This is a genomic window from Meinhardsimonia xiamenensis (assembly GCF_900102905.1).
In the GTDB taxonomy this organism is placed as follows: Bacteria; Pseudomonadota; Alphaproteobacteria; order Rhodobacterales; family Rhodobacteraceae; genus Meinhardsimonia; species Meinhardsimonia xiamenensis.
Genome location: NZ_FNFV01000003.1, coordinates 92,800 through 112,937 on the forward strand (window position 1 = coordinate 92,800; position 20,138 = coordinate 112,937).

General features: G+C 67.5%; 17 protein-coding genes. 13 read left to right on the top strand and 4 right to left on the bottom strand.

The window, feature by feature from the left end; genetic code table 11:
• Positions 1-30: 30 nt before the first annotated feature.
• A complete protein-coding gene (locus BLQ14_RS07260) occupies positions 31-555 on the top strand; it encodes a hypothetical protein (protein WP_092499691.1) in 525 nt (174 codons plus the stop codon).
• Between the two features lie 12 nt (positions 556-567).
• Here BLQ14_RS07260 and BLQ14_RS07265 read toward each other — a convergent pair whose 3' ends face one another.
• Genes BLQ14_RS07265 through BLQ14_RS07275 form a run of 3 tightly spaced genes read right to left on the bottom strand, consistent with a single transcriptional unit; the run spans position 568 to position 3,388 of the window.
• The gene (locus tag BLQ14_RS07265; protein WP_143004468.1) at positions 568-1,125 is read right to left on the bottom strand and encodes a TadE/TadG family type IV pilus assembly protein; all 558 of its coding nucleotides are present in this window, start codon (positions 1,123-1,125) and stop codon (positions 568-570) included.
• On the bottom strand, positions 1,122-1,673 hold the full coding sequence (locus BLQ14_RS07270; protein WP_092499695.1) for a TadE/TadG family type IV pilus assembly protein: 552 nt from the start codon (positions 1,671-1,673) through the stop codon (positions 1,122-1,124). The genes BLQ14_RS07265 and BLQ14_RS07270 overlap by 4 nt, the downstream gene beginning before the upstream one ends.
• On the bottom strand, positions 1,670-3,388 hold the full coding sequence (locus BLQ14_RS07275) for a TadE/TadG family type IV pilus assembly protein (RefSeq protein ID WP_170068364.1): 1,719 nt from the start codon (positions 3,386-3,388) through the stop codon (positions 1,670-1,672). Before BLQ14_RS07275 ends, BLQ14_RS07270 begins: the two co-directional genes overlap by 4 nt.
• Before the next feature lie 497 nt (positions 3,389-3,885).
• Between BLQ14_RS07275 and dnaG the strand changes: the two genes are divergently transcribed.
• The 11 genes from dnaG (at position 3,886) to ribD (ending at position 15,581) form a co-directional block, all read left to right on the top strand.
• A complete protein-coding gene (dnaG, locus tag BLQ14_RS07280; protein ID WP_092499699.1) occupies positions 3,886-5,862 on the top strand; it encodes a DNA primase in 1,977 nt (658 codons plus the stop codon).
• 129 nt (positions 5,863-5,991) lie between these two features.
• Positions 5,992-7,992 carry an RNA polymerase sigma factor RpoD gene (gene rpoD / locus BLQ14_RS07285; RefSeq protein ID WP_092500209.1) on the top strand — a complete coding sequence of 667 codons (2,001 nt, stop codon included), beginning with the start codon at positions 5,992-5,994 and terminating at the stop codon, positions 7,990-7,992.
• A gap of 72 nt (positions 7,993-8,064) precedes the next feature.
• Positions 8,065-8,343, top strand: coding sequence for an HlyU family transcriptional regulator (locus BLQ14_RS07290; RefSeq protein ID WP_092499701.1), 279 nt, complete (start codon positions 8,065-8,067; stop codon positions 8,341-8,343).
• A 63-nt stretch (positions 8,344-8,406) separates the two neighbouring features.
• A complete protein-coding gene (ubiT, locus tag BLQ14_RS07295; protein WP_143004469.1) occupies positions 8,407-8,925 on the top strand; it encodes a ubiquinone anaerobic biosynthesis accessory factor UbiT in 519 nt (172 codons plus the stop codon).
• Positions 8,922-9,920, top strand: coding sequence for a ubiquinone anaerobic biosynthesis protein UbiU (gene ubiU / locus BLQ14_RS07300; protein ID WP_092499705.1), 999 nt, complete (start codon positions 8,922-8,924; stop codon positions 9,918-9,920). The genes ubiT and ubiU overlap by 4 nt, the downstream gene beginning before the upstream one ends.
• A 5-nt stretch (positions 9,921-9,925) precedes the next feature.
• Positions 9,926-10,831: a ubiquinone anaerobic biosynthesis protein UbiV gene (ubiV, locus tag BLQ14_RS07305; protein WP_245657003.1), complete on the top strand. Its 906-nt coding sequence runs from the start codon at positions 9,926-9,928 to the stop codon at positions 10,829-10,831.
• 177 nt (positions 10,832-11,008) lie between these two features.
• Entirely contained in the window at positions 11,009-11,815 is an 807-nt protein-coding gene (locus BLQ14_RS07310; protein ID WP_092499709.1) for a patatin-like phospholipase family protein, read from the top strand.
• Between the two features lie 102 nt (positions 11,816-11,917).
• Positions 11,918-12,340, top strand: coding sequence for a secondary thiamine-phosphate synthase enzyme YjbQ (locus BLQ14_RS07315; protein ID WP_092499711.1), 423 nt, complete (start codon positions 11,918-11,920; stop codon positions 12,338-12,340).
• A 7-nt stretch (positions 12,341-12,347) separates the two neighbouring features.
• Positions 12,348-13,907 (top strand): zinc-binding metallopeptidase family protein, encoded by a 1,560-nt coding sequence (locus tag BLQ14_RS07320; protein ID WP_092499713.1) that lies wholly within the window; start codon positions 12,348-12,350, stop codon positions 13,905-13,907.
• 106 nt (positions 13,908-14,013) lie between these two features.
• Positions 14,014-14,487 (top strand): transcriptional regulator NrdR, encoded by a 474-nt coding sequence (gene nrdR / locus BLQ14_RS07325; protein WP_092499715.1) that lies wholly within the window; start codon positions 14,014-14,016, stop codon positions 14,485-14,487.
• A gap of 20 nt (positions 14,488-14,507) precedes the next feature.
• On the top strand, positions 14,508-15,581 hold the full coding sequence (gene ribD / locus BLQ14_RS07330) for a bifunctional diaminohydroxyphosphoribosylaminopyrimidine deaminase/5-amino-6-(5-phosphoribosylamino)uracil reductase RibD (RefSeq protein ID WP_092499717.1): 1,074 nt from the start codon (positions 14,508-14,510) through the stop codon (positions 15,579-15,581).
• Between the two features lie 48 nt (positions 15,582-15,629).
• Here the strand turns inward: ribD and BLQ14_RS07335 are convergent, their stop codons facing one another.
• Positions 15,630-18,002 (bottom strand): ATP-dependent helicase, encoded by a 2,373-nt coding sequence (locus BLQ14_RS07335; protein ID WP_245657004.1) that lies wholly within the window; start codon positions 18,000-18,002, stop codon positions 15,630-15,632.
• Positions 18,003-18,234: 232 nt separating this feature from the next.
• Between BLQ14_RS07335 and BLQ14_RS07340 the strand changes: the two genes are divergently transcribed.
• The gene (locus BLQ14_RS07340; protein ID WP_092499721.1) at positions 18,235-20,106 is read left to right on the top strand and encodes a sensor domain-containing diguanylate cyclase; all 1,872 of its coding nucleotides are present in this window, start codon (positions 18,235-18,237) and stop codon (positions 20,104-20,106) included.
• The last annotated feature ends 32 nt before the right edge of the window (positions 20,107-20,138 follow it).

Below are 20,138 nucleotides of genomic sequence, written 5' to 3' on the forward strand. Positions count from 1 at the left end.
GCCGCGTAGCGGTGCAGGCGAGGCACGGACATGACGGGCGAGACGGCATCGGTGGGCGAGGTGCAGGCGCGGCTGTCGGCAAGCGCGCCGCGGCGATGGCTGGCGGTCGGCATGCTGGTGGCGCTGGCCGCGCTTCTCGGCTGGGTCGCGCTCGACACTCCTCCCGCCTCGCTCGCGCTGCGACTGCTCCTCGTGCTGATCGCGGCCGGCGCGCTCCTTCTCGCGCGGCAGGTCTGGCGGGCAACGGGGCGCGAGCTCCTGCTCACCGAGGCCGGGATCGTTGACAGCGACGGATGCGAAATTGCCGCGATGGACGATATCGTCGCCGTCGAGCGCGGGGCCTTTGCCTTCAAGCCCTCCAACGGGTTTCTGCTGCGCCTTGCGCGGCCGCATCCGCAAGGCGCGGCATGGCGACCGGGGCTGTGGTGGCGCGTCGGCAGGCGGGTCGGCGTCGGCGGGGTGATCCCGGCCGCGCCCGCCAAGTTCATGGCGGAACTCATCGCCGATCGGCTGGCCCGGCGTGACAACCGGCCCGATGGTGGCAGCCGCGCGTGACGCGCGCCACGATCAGCCCGTCTCGAGCACCAGTTGCGGCGCGAAACGCGGGCGGGTGACGACGAAACTGCGAAATTCCATCGGCTCGAGCATGTAGCTCGTCAGTGGCTGGAACCGGCTCCATGCCTCGAGCAGGATCAATGTCTCGCCAACCCCCATCGGCGGGATCTCGTCGAGCAGGGTCTGCAACTCGGCGCTCGTCAGAGGTTCGCGGTTGCCCGCCGCGAGGGAGTCGACCAGCGTCGGGGTTTGCCGGTCCGCGTCCTGGCGCACCACGCTCACGCGAAGGGAGGTTCCTTCGCTGGCGCGGGTGAGAATGCGGTGCAGTCTGTTCAGGCCGGCCACGTCCTCGGCATCGACGGGGTCGGTCATCCGGCTGAGCGCGTCGGCGAGGGCATAGGAGGCGTTGACGTTGGCGTGCATCGTTCGGAAGCCGTCGGCAATGGTGAACACCCCGAAGATCGCCCAGATCATGAAGGGCACGACGAGCACCGCCTCGACGGAGATCACCCCCGAGCCGTCCTCGACGAATCGCCGCAGTGGCGCGGGAAGGCGCATTCGACGGGTCATTCCGTTGGCTCCGTGACGAAGATCTGTGCTGCCACCATGGCGTAGTCGTCCTCGCTCACGCGAGTAAGCTCCGCGCCAAGGCCCGCCGTCGGAAACAGCGGGCGGAACACAGCGCACAGGCGCAGAAGCATCAGCCGGTTGCCGCCGCCGCTCTCGTCGAAGATGATTTCGGGCGTGTAGTCATTGGCGCGGTCACGGCAGTAGACGGGGCCTGGGTCGAATTCCCAGCTTTCCGTGTCGATCGCGCGCAGCTCGATATGCAGCGCGTTTTCGCAATCGGGCACCATCACTGCCGCCTCGCAGACGATCTCGATCATCTCGCTGTAGCTCGGCGGATCCTGGGGGTTGAGCCGAAGGACGCGCACGGACTCATCCACCGCGTGATCGAGAAGCGCCTGGCGGGTGCTGTAGAGGCCCGCCTCGAACCCTGTCATCATAAGCAGGATGACGAGCGGGAACATGATCACGAACTCGATCGACGCCGTTCCCGCCTCGCCCCGCAGGAGACATCGGCCCCTGCGCCCAAGACACGCGAGCCACCTGCTCATTGCGTCAACCTCAGCACGCTGATGGAGGAGGCGATGGACCGGAAGGCCTCCGCGATGTCGAGACCTTCGACCCGGAAGAAGTGCGACGGCGTGGTCGCGCAATCCGAGAGGATGCGCGCCGTGCGGTTGTCGACTTCGAAGCCGATGGTGTAGATCACGATCCCCTGCTCCTTGGCGGCGGAGCAGATGGCATCGAGGCGGTCGTCCTTCTCGCTCGAACGGACCGAGTCGTAGACATCCAGCCAGTCATAATAATCGCTGGACCTGCCGGTAACGAGGTAGCGCATGTAGGCGTGCCCCGAGACGGAGGCGCGAGCCCAGAGTTCAGGATAGGTCAGCTGGTAGGCATCATCGCCGCCGTAGGGGCGGTCCTTCCACTTTCGGTTATGCGGCCAGAAGAAGGCCCAGTCCTCGCACGGATCGTTGCCGCCGCGGTTCTCGGCATTGTTGTGGTCCGAGGAATTGCCCGGCGCGCACTGGTCGCCATTGCCCCAGCCGTTGTTGCCCTTCTTCTTCCGTTGCTGGGCCCAGATCGAGAAGCGGCCGCTGTCGGGGTCATACCAGACATCCGTCGGGCCTTCGCGATACTCGTCCTTGAGCACATATTCGGTGGTGTTTTCGCCGTCGGTCATCAGCACCACCACCTTGAGGGTCCGCCCCTCGTCGTAGGGCACCGGGCGCTCCATGAAGGCGGCGTCCAGCCGCCCGTCGGCGATCATTTCCTGCACCACGGGCTGCAGCGAGGGATCAAGCAGCGCCACGCCCCACTTCATGCCGATCTCCGCCGAGGTGTTGCCGTCGGCGCTCAGTGCCTCGATCGCATCGATGAGCTCATGAGCGTCACCCGAGAAGGGCGTGATTTCGGTTCCCGGCTCGGTGCGGCACACAAAATACCTGGCACTGGTCCCGTGTTGGTATGAGGACCAGGGGTCGAAATGACCCGAGCGCTGCAGCTCGGCGTCGGGGTCGAGCGCGGTGCTCTCGAAGTCGGCGGCATCGAAGTCGATGCAGTTCGAATAGTCGTGCTCGTCGGTGACGTTGAGGTAGGAGAGAAGCTCGGCGCCGGCATTCACCTGACTGGCGAAGGGCACGATCGAAACCGAGGTGGCGCCTGCGTCACTGGCGTTGAACACCGTCTCGATGAACTCGCTTCCTGCCTCCTTGAGCTGGTCGAGCTTGTTGCGCCAGCCCATGGAGCCGGAGACGTCGAGCACCATAGAGATCTCGAGCTTGGCGATGTATTCGCGTGCGGTGGCGGCGGAGGCGGCTTCGAACTTGTCGATGCCCACAAGCTTGATGAAACTCGTCGGAATGTCTGCGGAAGCCGTGGCGCTCACGGCCCGGAGGCCGAAGCGCTCCTCAACCGTGATGTCCTGAAGGTAGTCGGACAGTCCGGCAGCCGCGAAGTAGTCGCGCACCACCTGTTCGGGGTCGCGCGGCTGGGTTGCCGAAGCTGCGGCCAGCACCGCCCGATCGAGCGTGGCCTGAAGACGGGTGCGCATCGTCTCGGTGCGCATCAGGTCAAGCCCGAGCCCGGTGACGAGAAGAATCGCCAGAAGCAGGAACATGGAGAAGACGACAAGCGCGCCGTCCTCCTCGCGCCCGAAGCGCGCGGCGAGGCGCCGGGCATTGAGCGCGGTCGCCGCTTTTTTCGCCGCGCCGTTCCATCCGGTCGCCCGGGCGCGTCCGGCCCGGATGCGCAGTCGGCGTCTCATCATTTTTTCCCTCCAATGGAAGGCCCCCGCCATTCTGCAGGGACACGGCACTTATCCAGGCTCAAATGGATGCGCGCGGAGTTTGGCGGCTTTGTGGCCGCGCTCGGGCCGATTTCCGCCCGCAAGGCCTGCCTTCGCGCGCCCTGTGCCGAACCGGATGGCGGAATGTCTCCCTGTAGTGAAAAATGCCGGAGCCGACATGGGAATTGTCTCCCGGCGCGCTGTGCCGAGATGCTGTATATCAAGCCGTGGTTGATTGACTGGGCCGGGGATCGCGCAGTCATTTAAGAAGCGGAGCCTGGTTTTTTTCATGCGTTCCGCAAGTGATCGTTTCGAAATGGTCGACACCTGGCCTTGCGATCGCCGAATCTCTCGCGTTGGGGAAACAGTGCACGCCGTTCCCGCCCGAGGCTGGCCGCTAACATTGGCGATTCGAGCCGTCCGCGCGATGGCGCGGCGCGCTGGACTTCGCCGCGCTCCGCGCCAATATTCGATCCATGAGTCTGCCCCCCGGATTTCTTGACGAATTGCGCGCGCGTGTGAGCCTGGCGCAGATTGTCGGGCGCAAGGTCACGTGGGACATGCGCAAGTCAAACCAGGGCCGGGGCGACTGGTGGGCGCCTTGCCCCTTCCATCAGGAAAAGACCGCGAGCTTTCACGTCGACGACCGCAAGGGCTACTACTACTGCTTCGGCTGCCACGCGAAGGGCGACGCGATCAGCTTCCTGCGCGAGACCGAGAACCTCGGCTTCATGGAAGCGGTGGAGGCGCTGGCGCGCGAGGCCGGCATGGAGATGCCCGCGCGTGACCCCAAGGCGGCAGAAAAGGCCGACCGGCGCGCGCGCCTTGCGGAGGTCATGGAGCAGGCGGTGCGCCATTACCGGCTCATGTTCGCCACCGCCGCGGCGGGGCCGGCGCGCGACTACCTTGCCGGGCGCGGGCTTGACACCGAGGCCTGCGCGCGCTGGGAGATCGGTTTTGCGCCCGATACGCGGCAGGGGCTCTTCCAGCACCTGACAGGCAAGGGCGTGCCGGCCGAGGACGTCATCGCCGCCGGGCTTGCCGCGCTGCCCGAGGGCGGCGGCGCGCCCTACGACCGCTTCCGCGGCCGCATCATCTTTCCCATCCGCGACGGGCGCGGGCGCGCCGTGGCGCTGGGCGGCAGGGCGATGGACCCGAACGCGCGCGCGAAATATCTCAACTCGCCCGAGACCGAGCTTTTCGACAAGGGGCGCACGCTCTTCAACCTTGCGCGTGCGCGCGAGGCGGTGGGCAAGGGAGCGCCGCTGATCGTGGCCGAAGGCTACATGGATGTGATCGCGCTCGCCGAAGCCGGTTTTGCCGGCGCCGTTGCCCCGCTTGGCACGGCGATCACCGAAGAACAGCTGGAGATGCTCTGGCGGCTTGCGCCCGAGCCGATCGTGGCGCTCGATGGCGATGCGGCGGGGCTTCGGGCGGCGATGCGCCTTGTCGATCTGGCGCTGCCACGGCTGCAGCCGGGACGCTCGCTGCGTTTTTGCCTCATGCCGGCGGGGCAGGACCCCGACGACGTGATCCGCGCCGGCGGGGCGGCGGCGATGGCCGCGCTTCTCGGCCGGGCCGAGCCGATGGTGCGGCTGTTGTGGCGGCGCGAGACCGAGGGCAAGGTCTTTGACAGCCCCGAGCGCAAGGCCGCGCTCGACCAGCGTCTGCGGGAGGCGATCAGGCGCATTCCCGACGCCGGGCTGAGGCGCCACTACGGCGAGGAGATCGCGGCGCTCAGACAAGCGCTGTTCCGCCCTGCCGGGCCGAGTTCGCGCGGCCCCGCAGCGGGCAGGAAACGCTCCAAATGGGCCCCGGCCGGCCCGAGCCCCGCCCTGCGCCGTTCCCCGCTCGCGGCCGACCCGGCGGCGGCCGAGCGTCTGCGCGAGGCGGTGATCCTTGCCGCACTCCTTGCCCATCCCGTGCTCCTGCCCGATTTCGATTCGGCTCTCGAGCGGCTCGACTGCCTCGACCCGGAGCACGAGCGGATCCGGGCCGCTCTCCTGGCCGAGCTGCACGCCTGTGGCGAGACTGCGCTTGCGGCCGTGCCCGAGGGAGTTCGGCGGCGGCTTGGCGATGGGCCCCTTGAAAAGCTGCGGTCACTGAGCCATCTGCGCGTCGTGCCAGGGCTGAAACCGGGCGATGGGCCCGAGCTGGCGCGAAAATCCATCGAGGACGCCTTCACCCGACTCATCGCCGAGAGGGGCTGGCGTGCAGAGGTCGAGGAGGCAACGGCGGAAATCGCGGGCCTTGCCGACGAAATGGTCACCTGGCGGCTTGGCCGCGCCGGAGAGGAACGGCACCGGGCACTGATGGGGGTCAGCGAGGATGAAACCGAGTTCGTCCGTGCCGAGAACGGTCTTCTGATCGACCGCCGCGAATGGGAGGCCCGACGTGCCCGCCTCGAGGCGGTCGATTTCCGGCGTCGCAAGCGGCGCCGGGACAACAGCTGAGACACAAGCGCAGGCAGATGCCGCGCCGATTGGGAAAAGGTTAGGAAAACGGGGTAGACGGGTGTGCGAATCAGTGATTCGCGCTATCTGATTCGAAATCTCTCGATGCCCCACGCGAAGGAGTGCCGCATGGCCGCCAAGGACACCGAAGATCGCAAGCCCGACGAGCAGGAAGCGGAAGTGATTCTCGACATGAGCCAGGCGGCGGTCAAGAAGATGATCGCCGAGGCGCGCGAGAAGGGATACATCACCTACGACCAGCTCAACCAGGTGCTGCCACCCGATCAGGTTTCCTCCGAGCAGATCGAGGATGTGATGTCGCTCCTGTCGGAGATGGGCATCAACGTCATCGAGGACGAGGAGGCCGAGGAGGAGGAGGCCGGCTCGGGAGGCGATGTGGTCGAGGTCTCCTCGTCGCGCGAGGTCACCGTCGCCACCACGGAGACGGAAAAGCTCGACCGTACAGACGACCCGGTGCGCATGTATCTGCGCGAGATGGGCTCGGTGGAGCTTCTATCGCGCGAAGGCGAGATCGCGATTGCCAAGCGCATCGAGGCCGGCCGCAACACGATGATCGCCGGGTTGTGTGAATCGCCTCTGACCTTTCAGGCGATCACCATCTGGCGCGACGAGCTTCTCAACGAGGACATCCTGCTGCGCGACGTCATTGATCTCGAGGCCACCTTCGGCAGCTCGATGGATGGCGATGACGACGACGAGCCCGTGGTCGGTGGCCTGAACGGCGCGGCAGCACCGGCGGGCGGCAGTGGCGCGGCCAAGCGCAAGGCCGAACCCGAGCTCGACGCGGACGGCAACCCGATCCGATCCGACGACGATGACGACGAGGAAGAACAGGCCAACATGTCCCTCGCCGCGATGGAGGCGGCGCTCAAGCCCAAGGTTCTCGACATCCTCGACCGGATCGCCCGCGACTACCAGCGGCTGTCGGAGATGCAGGACCTGCGCATGTCGGCCACCCTCAACGAGGACAACACCTTCTCCGCTCGCGAGGAGGCCGAGTATCAGAAGCTGCGTTCCGAGATCGTCAAGCTCGTCAACGAGCTGCACCTTCACAACAACCGCATCGAGGCGCTGATCGACCAGCTCTACGGCATCAACAAGCGCATCATGTCGATCGACAGCCAGATGGTGAAGCTCGCCGATCAGGCGCGCATCAACCGCCGCGAATTCATCGAGGAATATCGCGGCCGCGAGCTTGATCCGACTTGGCTTGACGACATGGCCAAGAAACCCGGCCGTGGCTGGCAGATGCTCATCGAGCGCTCGCGCGACAAGATCGAGAAGCTGCGCGCCGAGATGGCGCAGGTGGGCCAGTACGTGGGCGTGGACATCTCCGAGTTCCGCCGCATCGTGAACCAGGTGCAGAAGGGCGAGAAGGAGGCGCGCCAGGCCAAGAAGGAAATGGTCGAGGCGAACCTCAGGCTCGTCATCTCGATCGCCAAGAAATACACCAACCGCGGCCTGCAGTTCCTCGACCTCATCCAGGAGGGCAACATCGGGCTGATGAAGGCGGTGGACAAGTTCGAGTATCGCCGCGGCTACAAGTTCTCCACCTATGCCACCTGGTGGATCCGTCAGGCGATCACCCGGTCGATCGCCGACCAGGCGCGCACCATCCGCATCCCCGTGCACATGATCGAGACGATCAACAAGCTGGTGCGCACCAGCCGCCAGATGCTGCACGAAATCGGCCGCGAGCCGACGCCCGAGGAGCTCGCGGAGAAGCTGCAGATGCCGCTCGAGAAGGTGCGCAAGGTGATGAAGATCGCCAAGGAGCCGATCTCCCTCGAGACGCCGATCGGCGACGAGGAGGACAGCCAGCTTGGCGATTTCATCGAGGACAAGAACGCCATCCTGCCGCTCGATTCGGCCATTCAGGAGAACCTGAAGGAGACCACCACCCGCGTTCTGGCCTCGCTCACGCCGCGCGAGGAGCGGGTGCTCAGGATGCGCTTCGGCATCGGCATGAACACCGATCACACGCTGGAGGAGGTCGGGCAGCAGTTCAACGTCACCCGCGAGCGTATCCGCCAGATCGAGGCCAAGGCGCTTCGCAAGCTCAAGCACCCGAGCCGTTCGCGCAAGCTCAGAAGCTTCCTCGATCAGTAGGGGCGGGGCGTGCCAGTGATCCGCCGGCGGCCGGGGGCGTGCCCGGCCGCGGCGGCAACCGGAGGAGAGCCGATGTCAATCCTTTCAAGACTGTTCGGGCGGAGAGGCGGCGGCATTGCCGACGCGCCCGAGCCAGAGCGGCATGGCGACTATGCGATCTACCCCGAACCGATCGCCGAGAAGGAGGGGTTTCGCGTTGCCGCGCGCATCGAGCTCGAGATTGACGGCGAGACGAAGAGCCACCGCATGATCCGTGCCGACATCTGCACCACCCACGAGGCGGCCGTAAGCCTGACGCTCGTGAAGGCGCGCCAACTCATCGACCAGCAGGGGCCGCGGATCTTCGGTTGAGTCTCTGCCGGCAATTGACGTTCGTCAATTCGGGCCGTGCAAGCGCTTGCTATGGCTCCCGGCATGTCGACGCCGGAGTCTGCCCATCATCCTCGGCCGCGCCCGCTCCCGGCGCCGCCGTTGCCGCTTTTCCTTCTCAATCCGCTCCTCGCGCGCGTTGCGCGCCGGATCGCGACTGAGAACCCCCGCATGTTCAACCGACTGGGCCCTTGGGTGGGCAGTGATTTTGTCATTGATCCGGTCGACATGCCCTTCGCGCTGCACTTGCGTCCCGATCCGGCCGCCCCCGTATTGCGCGCGGTCTCGCGCCGGGCGCTGCCGGAGCATGTGGCCTATGTCGCGGGCCGGTTTCTCGATCTGCTGGAACTGATCGACGCCGACCGTGATGGCGATGCCCTCTTCTTTTCTCGCGAGCTGGAGATTTCGGGCAATACCGAGGCGGTTGTCTCGCTGCGGAACGCCCTGGACGACATAGACGGCTCGATCGCCGAACGCGTGGCCGTGATGCATGGGCCGCCGGGCCGCGCCGCCCTGAAGGTGTTGCGTCACATGGCCAAGAAAAGGAGAGCCGGGAAACAATGACCTGTGGAGAACTCGTCTGCCCAGCGGGCACCCCGGCGGCACTGCGTGCAGCGGTGGATGCCGGCGCCGATGCCGTCTATTGCGGATTTCAGAACGCAACGAATGCGCGCAACTTTCCGGGGCTGAACTTCACTCCCGAAGAGATGGAGGAAGGCATCGCCTACGCCCATGCGCGCGGAGCCAAGGTGCTGCTCGCGCTCAATACGTTTCCGCCCGCGGGCAAGTTCGGCCTTTGGCTCGAGGCTGCCGCCATGGGTGCGCGCATGGGTGTCGATGCGATCATAGTGGCGGACATCGGCGTCGCTGCTCGCGTGCGGGAGACACATCCCGACCAGAGGCTTCACCTCTCGGTGCAGGCCGCCGCTTCGAGTCCTGAGGCGATTTGCTATTACGTGGAAAACTTCGGCATCAAGCGCGTGGTCCTGCCACGCATTCTGACGATCCCGGAAATCAAGGCTTTGATGGCCGAGATTCCCTGCGAGGTAGAGACATTCATCTTTGGCAATCATGGCCTGATGGTCGAGGGGAGGTGTTCGCTGACCAACTACGTCACCGGCCTGTCGACCAATATGGACGGGGTTTGCAGCCCCGCGGGACATGTCGAATACCTTCGCGAGGCCGATGGTGGCATGACCACGCGCCTCGGCGCCTTCACGATAGACCGTTTCGGCCCCGGGGAGACCGCCGGCTATCCGACGATATGCAAGGGCCGATACCGCGCGCCCTGCCGCGAGGGCGGCTACTATGCCTTCGAGCAGCCGGTAAGCCTTAATCTTGCGCCCCTCCTGCCGGAGCTTATGGCCGCAGGTGTGCATGCCTTCAAGATAGAGGGCCGTCAGCGTTCTCGCGCCTATGTGAGCCAGGTCGTTTCGGCCTTTCGCGTAGCGATCGACGCGATCCGCGAGGGCCGTTCGCCGGAGTTGGCAAGCCTGGTCGCGCTGACGGAGGGGCAGAAGGAAACCCAAGGCGCGGCGGCGTCGAAGAAATGGCGGTGATACAGATGGAACTGACCCTCGCTCCGATTCCCTTCCACTGGCAACGCGAGGAGCGGCGCGACTTCTACGCCCGCATCGCCGACGAAGCGCCGGTAGACAATGTCGTGCTCGGCGAGCTGATCTGCTCCAAGCGCGCGCCCTTCTTCGAAGCCGATCTCCCCCGGATCGCCGAGCGGCTGGAGCGTGGCGGCAAGCGGGTGATCTGGTGCTCGCTGTCCGAGGTGGTGCTGAAACGCGAGCGCCGCGCAACAGAGGATCTTTGTGCTGCCGCTGACGGGCGCCTCGTGGAGGCCAACAATGCCGCCGCGCTGCGCGCGCTCGCCGGCCGCCCGCACCGGGTTGGGCCAATGCTGAACATATACAATGAAGAGACGATGGCCTTTCTCGCCGAGCGTGGCGCGATCCACTTCTCGTTGCCGCCGGAACTGCCGCGCGCCTCGGTTGCGGTGATGGCCTCGGCGGCGCATCGGCTCGGCGTATCGCTCGAGGTACAGGTCTTTGGCCGGGCCTCTCTCGCGGTTTCGGCGCGCTGCTATCACGCCCGCGCCCATGGCCGAACGAAGGACAACTGCCTTTTCGTCTGCGAGGAAGATCCCGACGGGATGCCGCTCGATACGACGGCCGGCGAGCCCTTTCTGGTGATCAACGGCATCCAGACCATGTCGCGCAGCTATGTCAATCTGGCTGCACATGTGCCTGATATCCGCTCGCTCGGGGTCAAGGAGCTGCGCCTCATTCCTCAAAGACAGAACATGGTCGCTGTGGCGCGTGTCTTTTCCGAGGTGTCCCGAGGCACGATTTCCGGCGAGGAAGCCGCCGCACGTCTTGACGCTCTGGAGATGGGAGTGCCTTTCTCGAACGGCTTCTGGCAAGGCGAGGCGGGCTACCGGTGGATCGCTCGCGCAAGTTGAGCCGCGACAGGGCGTGAACTTGCCCCTTGGCGCAATGGCGCGCCATGGACTAGTCAAGGGGCATGACCAGTAGCCGCATCGGGTTGTCGCACCCGCTCCATTCCACGTTTAACGTCGCTCTGTCCGCGCGAGCGCACCCGCTTGCCTCCCAGGGGTGGCGAGATTGCAGCGTTCGCCATGACTGACATTGCTCTTGCGCTTTCAGGCGGTGGCGCCGCGGGGCTTGGGCACATACCGGTACTCGAGGGGCTCGATGCGCTCGGGATGAAGCCGGTTGCCATCGCCGGCACCTCCATCGGGGCGCTCATCGGGGCGGCCTATGCCGCCGGACTGACGGGCGCCCAGATCAGGGCTCATGTGCTGGAGCTTCTGACCTCGCCGTCTCGGGCGGCGCGCAGGCTGTGGGAGGAGGCCCGCTCGAACGGGATCGGCAAGCTTTTGTCGCTCGAGGCTGAAACGGTCGTCTCCATCGCGTTGCCGCCGGGCGTTCCCGAGCGCTTCGAGGATCTGGAGATACCGCTCAAGGTCATTGCCACCGATTTTCACGGCCGCGCCGAGCGGCGCATCTCGCGCGGCAACCTGCGCGCGGCGCTGGCCGCGTCGATTGCCATTCCGGGGGTGGTGCGCCCGGTGGTGCTGGATGGCCGCGTGATGGTGGACGGTGGGGTGACCAACAACCTTCCTGTCGAGGCGCTTCCAGACGGCGCGCTGACCGTGGCCGTCGATGTTGCCAGCGAACCGCCAAGCGAGTCGACCGACATTCCGAACGGGCTTGCGCTGTCGCTGGGAGCGCTGCGCATCATGATGCAGGAGCTTCTGGAGGTGCGGCTCTCGCGCCGCCCGCCGGACGTGCTCATCCGCCCGCCCTGCAGCCGTTTCATGGCGCTGGAGTTCTATCGCGCCGCCGAAATCCTCTCCGCGGCGGAGCCTGCGCGGGAGGAGACCCAGACCGCCATCCGCCGGGCAATCGCGATGCGGGCATGACGGCTGAGCGGCCGGCGCTGCCGCAACCGTGGCGCAACAGCTTGTCGCGGCTCTTGCCGGGCGGCTGTCAAAACAATCGCGGCGGCGTTACCCTCCGCACCCATGCTGACCACATTCCGCATTCCCACCAGCGGCCCCGGTGCCTACGAGTTCACCGGCGAGGTTCTCCGCTGGCTGCGCGGGCAGGGTGACGGGCTTGTGACACTCTTCGTGCGCCACACTTCCTGCTCGCTCCTCATCCAGGAGAACGCAGACCCGGACGTGCAGCGCGATCTGGCCGAGTTCTTCCGCCGCCTCGTGCCACGCGGCGACGACCCCTCGATGCGCTGGCTCAGCCACACGCTCGAGGGCCCCGACGACATGCCCGCCCACATCCGCGCCGCGCTCCTGCCGGTTTCGCTCTCGATCCCGGTGGAGGGAGGGCGCCCTATGCTGGGCACCTGGCAGGGGATCTTCCTCGTCGAACACCGCGACCGGCCGCACCGCCGCGACGTCGCCGCCCATTTTGCCCCGGACAGCCCGTGAGAAAGCCATGACCGACCCCGTGATCGCCTCCGCCGAACTCTGGATCTCGACCCACAAGCACGTTCTTTCCGACTGGTGCGCCACCATCTTCGACTTCGCCGAGCCGGCCTGGCGCGAGTACCGCTCGGCGGCGTGGTATGTGGAGCGCCTCAGGGCCGAAGGCTTCGAGGTGGAGGAAGGCTCGGCCGGCATGCCCACCGCCTTCGCCGCCCGCTGGTCGAACGGGCCGGGCCCCGAGATCGGCATGTATGCCGAGTATGACGCCGTGCCCGCCAACTGCCAGGCGCCCGCGCCGCGCCGCGCGCCGCGAGAAGGGCTCGGCTTCGAGGCCGCGGGCCACACCGACCCGCATTCGGCGCTGGGCGTGGGCGCGCTCGCAGGGCTTCTTGCCACCAAGGCCGCGATGGAGGCGCATGACATTCCCGGCACGCTGCGGTTCACCGGCGAGCCGGCCGAGAAGGTGCGCGGCTCCAAGCCTCTGCACGCCGCTGCGGGCTATTATGACGGGCTTGCGGCGATGCTCTCCTTCCACCCCTTCTACATGCTGCCGCTGTGCAACACCGTACGTTGGGACACGCACTGCGGCGCCGCCTTCTCGATGATCTACTCCTTCCGCTGCGAGGAGCCGCATCTGTGGGGCGCGGGCGATGGCGCGCCGATCCCGCAATCCCATGCCGCCGTGCGCGCGCCGGGGGCCAATGACGCGCTGATGCTGATGTATCAGAACGCCCGCGCCCTGCGCGACTCGATGCTGCCGCATGCCGGCGGCTGGTCGGTGTCGGAGGCAATCATCTCGGCCGGGCAGGCAACGGCCGACAACCTGCCGGGTTATCGCGCCGATCTGCAGTACATCATCCGCACGCCTGATCTCGCCTCGGCCGAACGTTTCGCGGCCGCACTTGACCGCGTGGCCGAGCAGGCCGCCGCCCTCACTGGCTGCCGGGTGGAGAGGCACTGGGTGTCGAAGTCCCGCCCCGGCCTGCCCAATCATGCGCTGGCCGAAGTGGTCTGGGAGGCGCTCAGGCAGGTTGGCCCGCCCGAGTGGGACGAGGGCGCGCGCGAGATCATGCGGCAGGTGCAACGCGAATGCGGCGCGGCGCCCGCCGAAGAGCCGCTCATCCCCGAATGCACTCGTCTCATCGACCCGCGCGAGGCGGAAGCCGCGCTGCGCCGGCAGCTTCCTCCGGAGCAGGAGCACTTCACCTCCGACGACTACACCGAGATGTGCTGGCACGCGCCCACCGCGCGGCTCTACATCGCGCGCCCCGCGCTCGTGGGCGGGCCTTACCCGCCCTGGGCGATGAACGCGCTCGGCGGGATACCGGCCACCATCGACCCCACGGTGATCTGCGCGGGCCGGGTGCTGGCACGCGCCGCACTCAGGCTCCTGCGTGATGCTGACGCGAGGGCTGCGGCTTGGGCCGAGTTCGAGGCGCGCACCGGCGGAGGGCCCGGCGGGTCGGAATGGATTGCGCCGCTTGCCGATTATCCCCCACCCATCGGCTTCGCCTGGCCCGAATATGTGGAAACGCCGCGCGGGCGCGACTGGCACATTCCCTCGCGCTGAGGACCGACGCGCCGCATCTCGTGGCGGCGATTTTGGCCTACCCAAGCCATAGAGGGCGGCCTATAGTGCCTGTGGAAAACCGGGGACTGACACCGAGGGAAAGGCCATGCGCTGCCCGTTCTGTGGCAACATCGACACGCAGGTGAAGGACTCGCGGCCCGCGGAGGATCACGTCGCGATCCGCCGCCGCCGCTTCTGCCCCGCCTGCGGGGGGCGTTTCACCACCTATGAACGGGTGCAGCTGCGCGACCTCGTGGTCATCAAGTCGAGCGGTCGGCGCGAGCCCTTTGACCGTGACAAGCTCGAGCGCTCGATCCGCATCGCCATGCAGAAGCGCCCGATCGAGCCCGAGCGCATCGACCAGATGATCTCGGGCATCGTGCGCCGGCTCGAGAGCATGGGCGAGACGGACATCCCCTCCAAGGTCATCGGCGAGATCGTCATGGAGACGCTGGCGCGCATCGACACCGTCGCCTACGTGCGTTTTGCCAGCGTCTACAAGAACTTCCAGGCCGCTGACGATTTCGACAAGTTCGTCGCCGAGCTGCGCCCGGCGAAAGAGGACGCGTCCGAGGGGTGAGCGGCCCCGATCCCCGCCACATGGCCCATGCCCTGCGGCTCGCCGCGCGCGGGCTCGGGCACGTCTGGCCGAACCCGGCGGTGGGCTGCGTGATCGAGCGCGAGGGCCGCATCCTTGGCCGGGGCTGGACGCAACCGGGCGGCCGGCCCCATGCCGAGACGGTGGCGCTTGCACAGGCGGGCGCGGCGGCGCGCGGCGCCACGGCGCATGTGACGCTGGAGCCCTGCGCCCATTACGGGCAGACCCCGCCCTGCGCCGACGCGCTGGTGGCCGCCGGCGTGGCGCGGGTGGTGGTGGCGCTCAGCGATCCCGACCCGCGGGTGAACGGGCAGGGGATTGCACGGCTGCGGGCCGCCGGCATCGAGGTGGTCGAAGGCGTATGCGCGGCCGAGGCCGAACGACTGCAGGAGGGCTTCCTGCGGCGCGTGCGCGAGGGCCGGCCGATGGTGACGCTGAAGCTCGCCGCCAGCCTCGACGGGCGGATCGCCACGGCCACCGGCGAGAGCCGCTGGATCACCGGCGCCGAGGCGCGCCGCGAGGTGCATGCCCTGCGCGCGCGCCATGACGCGGTGATGGTCGGCGGCGGCACCGCCCGGGCCGATGACCCCGCCCTCACCGTGCGCGGTCTGGGCGTGGCGCATCAGCCGGTCCGGGTGGTGCTCTCGCGGCGTCTCGCGTTGCCGGAGGATGGGGTTCTGGCGCGCACTGCGGGCGAGGTGCCGCTGTGGCTCCTGCACGGGCCGGATGCTCCGGCGGAAGCGCGCGGGCGCTGGGAGGCGCATGGCGCGCGGCTCATCGAGGTGCCGCTTGGACCGGGTGGGGAGCTTGACGTGACGGCGGCGCTCGTCGCGCTCGGCGCGGCGGGGCTCACGCGGGTGTTCTGCGAGGGCGGCAGCGCGCTCGGGGCATCGCTGATGGGCGCGGGGCTTGTCGACCGGCTCATTGTCTTTTCCGCCGGAATGGCGCTTGGTGCAGAGGGGCTGCCCGCGGTGGGCGCGCTGGGTCTTGCGCGCCTTGCCGAAGCGCCGCGCTTCGCGCTGGAAGAGACGCGCGCGCTCGGCGGCGACGTGATGTCATTGTGGCGGCGCGCGTGAAGGCGATGCGCGCAGGGCGCGCGCGGGTCCGCAAGGCCTGAAGGGCGCTCAGAACGGCACGTCGGAGGCGGCGTCGGCGGCAACGACGAAGCTTGCCACCACCTTCTTGCGGCCGGCTTTGTCAAAGGCGATCTCCAGCTTGTCGCCCTCGATCGCGCAGACAACGCCGTAGCCGAACTTGTCGTGAAACACCCGGTCGCCCTCGGTGAAGGCCGAAACCGCCTCGAGGTCGATCACCTGATGGCGCGCGGCGCGCGGCTGGCTCATGCCGCGCTCGGCCGAGCGCTCCTGCAGCCGCCGCCAGCCGGGCGAGTTGTAGACATCGGCCCGTGCCGCGCGCGCCTCCAGTCCGCTGCCGTGCGCCGTCGCGGCGGCGCCGTAGCCCCCGCCGTAGAGGCCCGGCGGGGTGAGAACCTCGACATGCTCCTCGGGCAGCTCGTCGATGAAGCGCGAGGGCAGGGCGGACTGCCACTGCCCATAGACGCGGCGATTGGCGGCGAATGAGATGGTGCAGAGCTCCTCTGCCCGGGTGATGCCGACATAGGCAAGCCGCCGCTCCTCCTCGAGGCCCTTGAGGCCGTTCTCGTCCATCGAGCGCTGCGAGGGAAAGAGCCCGTCCTCCCAGCCCGGCAGGAACACCGCCGGAAACTCGAGCCCCTTGGCGGCGTGCAGCGTCATGATTGACACTTTCGCACCTTCCGCCTCGGTGTCGTTGTCCATGATCAGCGCGACATGCTCGAGAAAGCCCTGAAGGTTTTCAAATTCCTCAAGCGCCTTCACGAGTTCCTTGAGGTTCTCGAGCCGCCCCGGCGCCTCGGGTGTCTTGTCGTTCTGCCACATCTCCGTGTAGCCCGACTCGTCGAGGATCTGCTCGGCGAGCTCGATGTGGGAGGCCTTCGGGTCGAGCGCCAGCGCGTGCCAGCGGGCGAAGGCGGCGGCAAGGCGCAGCATCTCGCCCTTCGCCTTGCCGGTCAGCGCCCCGCTCTCGGCCGCCCTGCGGGCCCCCTCGAGCAGCGGCACGCCCGCCTCGCGCGCCGTGCGCTGGATCACCTGCATCGCCTTGTCGCCGATGCCGCGCTTGGGCGTGTTGGCAATGCGCTCGAAAGCGAGGTCGTCATCGGGCGAGACGGCGAGGCGAAAATAGGCCATGGCATCGCGGATCTCGCGCCGCTCGTAAAAGCGCGGCCCGCCGATCACCCGGTAGGGCAGGCCGATGGTCAGGAATCTGTCCTCGAAGGCGCGCATCTGATGCGAGGCGCGCACCAGAATGGCGATTTCGTCCAAGCCGAAGGCGCGCATGCCGCGCGTGCCCTTCTGCATCGCCTCGATCTCATCGCCGATCCAGCGCGCCTCCTCCTCGCCGTCCCAATGGCCGATGAGGCGGACCTTCTCGCCCTCCGCGCGGTCGGTCCAGAGCGTCTTGCCAAGCCGCCCGGCATTGGCCGCGATCAGCTTCGAGGCGGTGGCAAGGATATGCGGCGTCGAGCGGTAGTTCTGCTCGAGCCGGATCACGCGGGCGCCGGGAAAGTCCTTCTCGAAGCGCAGGATGTTGCCCACCTCCGCCCCGCGCCAGCCATAGATCGACTGATCGTCGTCGCCCACGCAGCAGATGTTGCGATGCCCGCCGGCGAGAAGCCTCAGCCAAAGATACTGGGCGATGTTGGTATCCTGATACTCGTCGACGAGGATGTAACGAAACCAGCGGCGGTATTGTTCGAGAATGTCATCATGGCCCTGGAAGATCGCCAGCACGTGCAGGAGCAGGTCGCCGAAGTCGACGGCGTTGAGCTCGCGCAACCGTTCCTGATACTGGGCGTAAAGCGCAATGCCCTGCCGGTTGAAGGCATTCGCTTCGCCTGCCGGCACCTTGTCGGGCGTCCAGGCGCGGTTCTTCCAGTTGTCGATGATCGCGGCAAGCTGGCGGGCCGGCCAGCGCTTCTCGTCGATGTTCGCGGCCAGGATCAGCTGTTTCAGCAGCCGCACCTGGTCGTCGGTGTCGAGAATGGTGAAGTTCGGCTTGAGCCCCACAAGCTCGGCATGGCGACGCAAGAGCTTCACGCAGATGGCGTGGAAGGTTCCGAGCCAGGGCATGCCTTCCACCGTCTGGCCGAGCAGTTGCGAGACGCGCTCCTTCATCTCGCGCGCAGCCTTGTTGGTGAAGGTCACGGCCAGAATCTCGTTGGGCCGCGCGGTGCCGGTGTGCAGAAGATGCGCGATGCGCGCGGTCAGCGCCCGCGTCTTGCCCGTGCCCGCCCCGGCAAGCATCAGCACCGGGCCATCGAGCGCCTCGACGGCTTCGCGCTGGGCGGGGTTGAGACCCTCCAGGTACGGCGCAGGGCGCCCGGCGGCGAGCGCGCGGGCCGACAGGGTGCCGGGGGCAGAAGCGTCTTCGGGCATGGTCATGGCTCCTAGATAGCCCATGGCAGGCGGCCTGAAAAGCGCCTGTTCGGCAAATGTTCGCAAGCGCCGGCAATGCTGCGCCGTGCGCTTTGCGCCACGAATTCCCGCGCGGCGTCTAACGGGTCCTTAAGGTTTCTCGCCCAGTGTGCCGCAACGGGGCCAGTCGGCCGCAGGCGCGGTCTGGGCGGAGTGCGAGATGTTGGCAGCTGCGACACGGGCGCCGAAGGGCGTCGCGCGAGTGATTCGGCGGGGTTTGCTCCGCTACGGGGCGCTCTTGCGTCATCGCGGCCTGCGCTGGCTGGCGATGTTCGTTCCTGCGGCCATCGCGGTCACGGTCGCGGTGGTTGTGCTGGTGCCCGAGCCGGCGGCCGATCAGCTTCTGTTGCGCGATGTGGTGCGAAAGTCGGAGCTCTGGCGCCGCCAGATCCTTGGGCTGCTCCTTGGCGGTTCGACGGTGTTCGAGAGCGGCGAATTCTCGCGCGCCGACCGCGAGTCGCTCGCCCGCGTCACCCATGCCTCCGACATCTTCCTCCTGCGCCTGTTCGACGCCGGGGGCCGGCTCATATGGTCGAGCCGCGGCGGCGGCGAGGGTGTGATGGACGAGAGCCTCCCGCCTGACGTGCTGCGCGGTGAAACCGTCGCAAGCTTGCGCCCCCTGCACGAAGGGGAGGTGGACAATCTCTGGCTCCACGCCGCCAACCCGGGTGATCGGGAGGAGTTGCGCTGGGTGGCGACCGTCTATCGCACCGTTGAGAGGGATGGACGGCTCGTGGGCGCGATGGAGTTCCACTCCGACATCACCGACACCCGCCGCCCGGTCGTGCGGCTGCTGCGCAGCGTCATCGGCGGGCTCGGCTCGCTTGGGCTTGCGGTCACGATCGTCGGGCTGATCATGACGACCCGCGCCAGCCGGCGGCGGCTGAACGAATTGCGCGAGCGGGCCGAGCGGGATGCGCAGATCATGGCCGAACAGGTGAAGCTCGCCCGCGAGGTTCAGCTGCTCAGCGACCTCAACGAGTGGCTGCAGTCGGCTTCGACGCTTGACGAGCTGTTTGGCATGATTTCGCGCTTCATGGGCCATATCATGCCGCTCAGCGAGGGGGCGATCTATGTCTATTCCAATTCGCGCGATGTGCTCGACGGTGGCGTGGGCTGGAATGGCATGGAGGTCGAGGATCACATCCGCCCCGATTCCTGCTGGGCGCTCAGGCGCGGCCGCACCTTCGTGCATGGCACGACCGAGGTCAGCTTCTCATGCGCGCATGTGGAGCCCCACGACGGCAGGCCCTACTTCTGCTTCCCGATCCTTGCGCATGGCGAGACGGTGGGGCTGATGCACCTTCGCGCGGCTCCGGAGGAGACCGCGGCGGAGTTTCGCGAGTCGCGCAAGCTCGCCCAGATCTGTGCCGAGCAGATCTCGATGGCGATCGCCAATGTGCGGCTACGCGATCAGCTTCAGGAACAGTCCGTGCGCGACCCGCTGACCGGGCTCTACAACCGCCGCCACATGATGGACCGGCTGCGCGCGCTCACCGAGCGGGCGCGCAACGGTGGCGAGCCGGTTGCGCTGCTGGCGATCGACGTCGATCATTTCAAGAAATTCAACGACAACCACGGCCATGACGCGGGCGACATGGTGCTCAGGGCCGTGGCCACGGTGCTCGATCAGTCGGTCTCCGGCGAGGAGATCGCCTGCCGGCCCGGAGGTGAGGAATTCGCCCTCGTGCTGCCCGGTGTGGGCGGCGAGGCTGCACTTGCGCGCGCCGAGGCGCTGCGGGCGGCGGTGGAGGCGATCGAGGTGCGTTACGGCGACAGAATGCTGCCGCGGATCACCATTTCGGTCGGGGTTGCGGAGTTTCCGCGCGATGCGGCGATGGTGCAGGAGCTGATCCTTGCATCCGACCGAGCGCTTTACGCGGCCAAGGCCCAGGGGCGCAATCGCGTTGTCGCCTGTGCTGGCGCGGGCGTGACCGCGACGCGCGGCGGCGCAGGCGTGGGCGCGGCGCCCGGCGTGGCGGGCGCGGATGGTTCGCGGAACGCGGCAGAAAGGCTGGCGCGGCTCCCGCGCATGCGGGCTGGTGGCGGGAGTGCGCAATCGGCGGGCGAACGCGACGTGCCCGGTTGAGCGCCTGAGCGCCCGCACCTGCCCGTGTGCAG

Coding starts and splice junctions, on each gene's coding strand:
- BLQ14_RS07260 (WP_092499691.1), top strand. CDS start 31: ATGACGGGCGAGACGGCATCGGTGGGCGAGGTGCAGGCGCGGCTGTCG.
- BLQ14_RS07265 (WP_143004468.1), bottom strand. CDS start 1,125: ATGACCCGTCGAATGCGCCTTCCCGCGCCACTGCGGCGATTCGTCGAG.
- BLQ14_RS07270 (WP_092499695.1), bottom strand. CDS start 1,673: ATGAGCAGGTGGCTCGCGTGTCTTGGGCGCAGGGGCCGATGTCTCCTG.
- BLQ14_RS07275 (WP_170068364.1), bottom strand. CDS start 3,388: ATGAGACGCCGACTGCGCATCCGGGCCGGACGCGCCCGGGCGACCGGA.
- dnaG (WP_092499699.1), top strand. CDS start 3,886: ATGAGTCTGCCCCCCGGATTTCTTGACGAATTGCGCGCGCGTGTGAGC.
- rpoD (WP_092500209.1), top strand. CDS start 5,992: ATGGCCGCCAAGGACACCGAAGATCGCAAGCCCGACGAGCAGGAAGCG.
- BLQ14_RS07290 (WP_092499701.1), top strand. CDS start 8,065: ATGTCAATCCTTTCAAGACTGTTCGGGCGGAGAGGCGGCGGCATTGCC.
- ubiT (WP_143004469.1), top strand. CDS start 8,407: ATGTCGACGCCGGAGTCTGCCCATCATCCTCGGCCGCGCCCGCTCCCG.
- ubiU (WP_092499705.1), top strand. CDS start 8,922: ATGACCTGTGGAGAACTCGTCTGCCCAGCGGGCACCCCGGCGGCACTG.
- ubiV (WP_245657003.1), top strand. CDS start 9,926: ATGGAACTGACCCTCGCTCCGATTCCCTTCCACTGGCAACGCGAGGAG.
- BLQ14_RS07310 (WP_092499709.1), top strand. CDS start 11,009: ATGACTGACATTGCTCTTGCGCTTTCAGGCGGTGGCGCCGCGGGGCTT.
- BLQ14_RS07315 (WP_092499711.1), top strand. CDS start 11,918: ATGCTGACCACATTCCGCATTCCCACCAGCGGCCCCGGTGCCTACGAG.
- BLQ14_RS07320 (WP_092499713.1), top strand. CDS start 12,348: ATGACCGACCCCGTGATCGCCTCCGCCGAACTCTGGATCTCGACCCAC.
- nrdR (WP_092499715.1), top strand. CDS start 14,014: ATGCGCTGCCCGTTCTGTGGCAACATCGACACGCAGGTGAAGGACTCG.
- ribD (WP_092499717.1), top strand. CDS start 14,508: ATGGCCCATGCCCTGCGGCTCGCCGCGCGCGGGCTCGGGCACGTCTGG.
- BLQ14_RS07335 (WP_245657004.1), bottom strand. CDS start 18,002: ATGGGCTATCTAGGAGCCATGACCATGCCCGAAGACGCTTCTGCCCCC.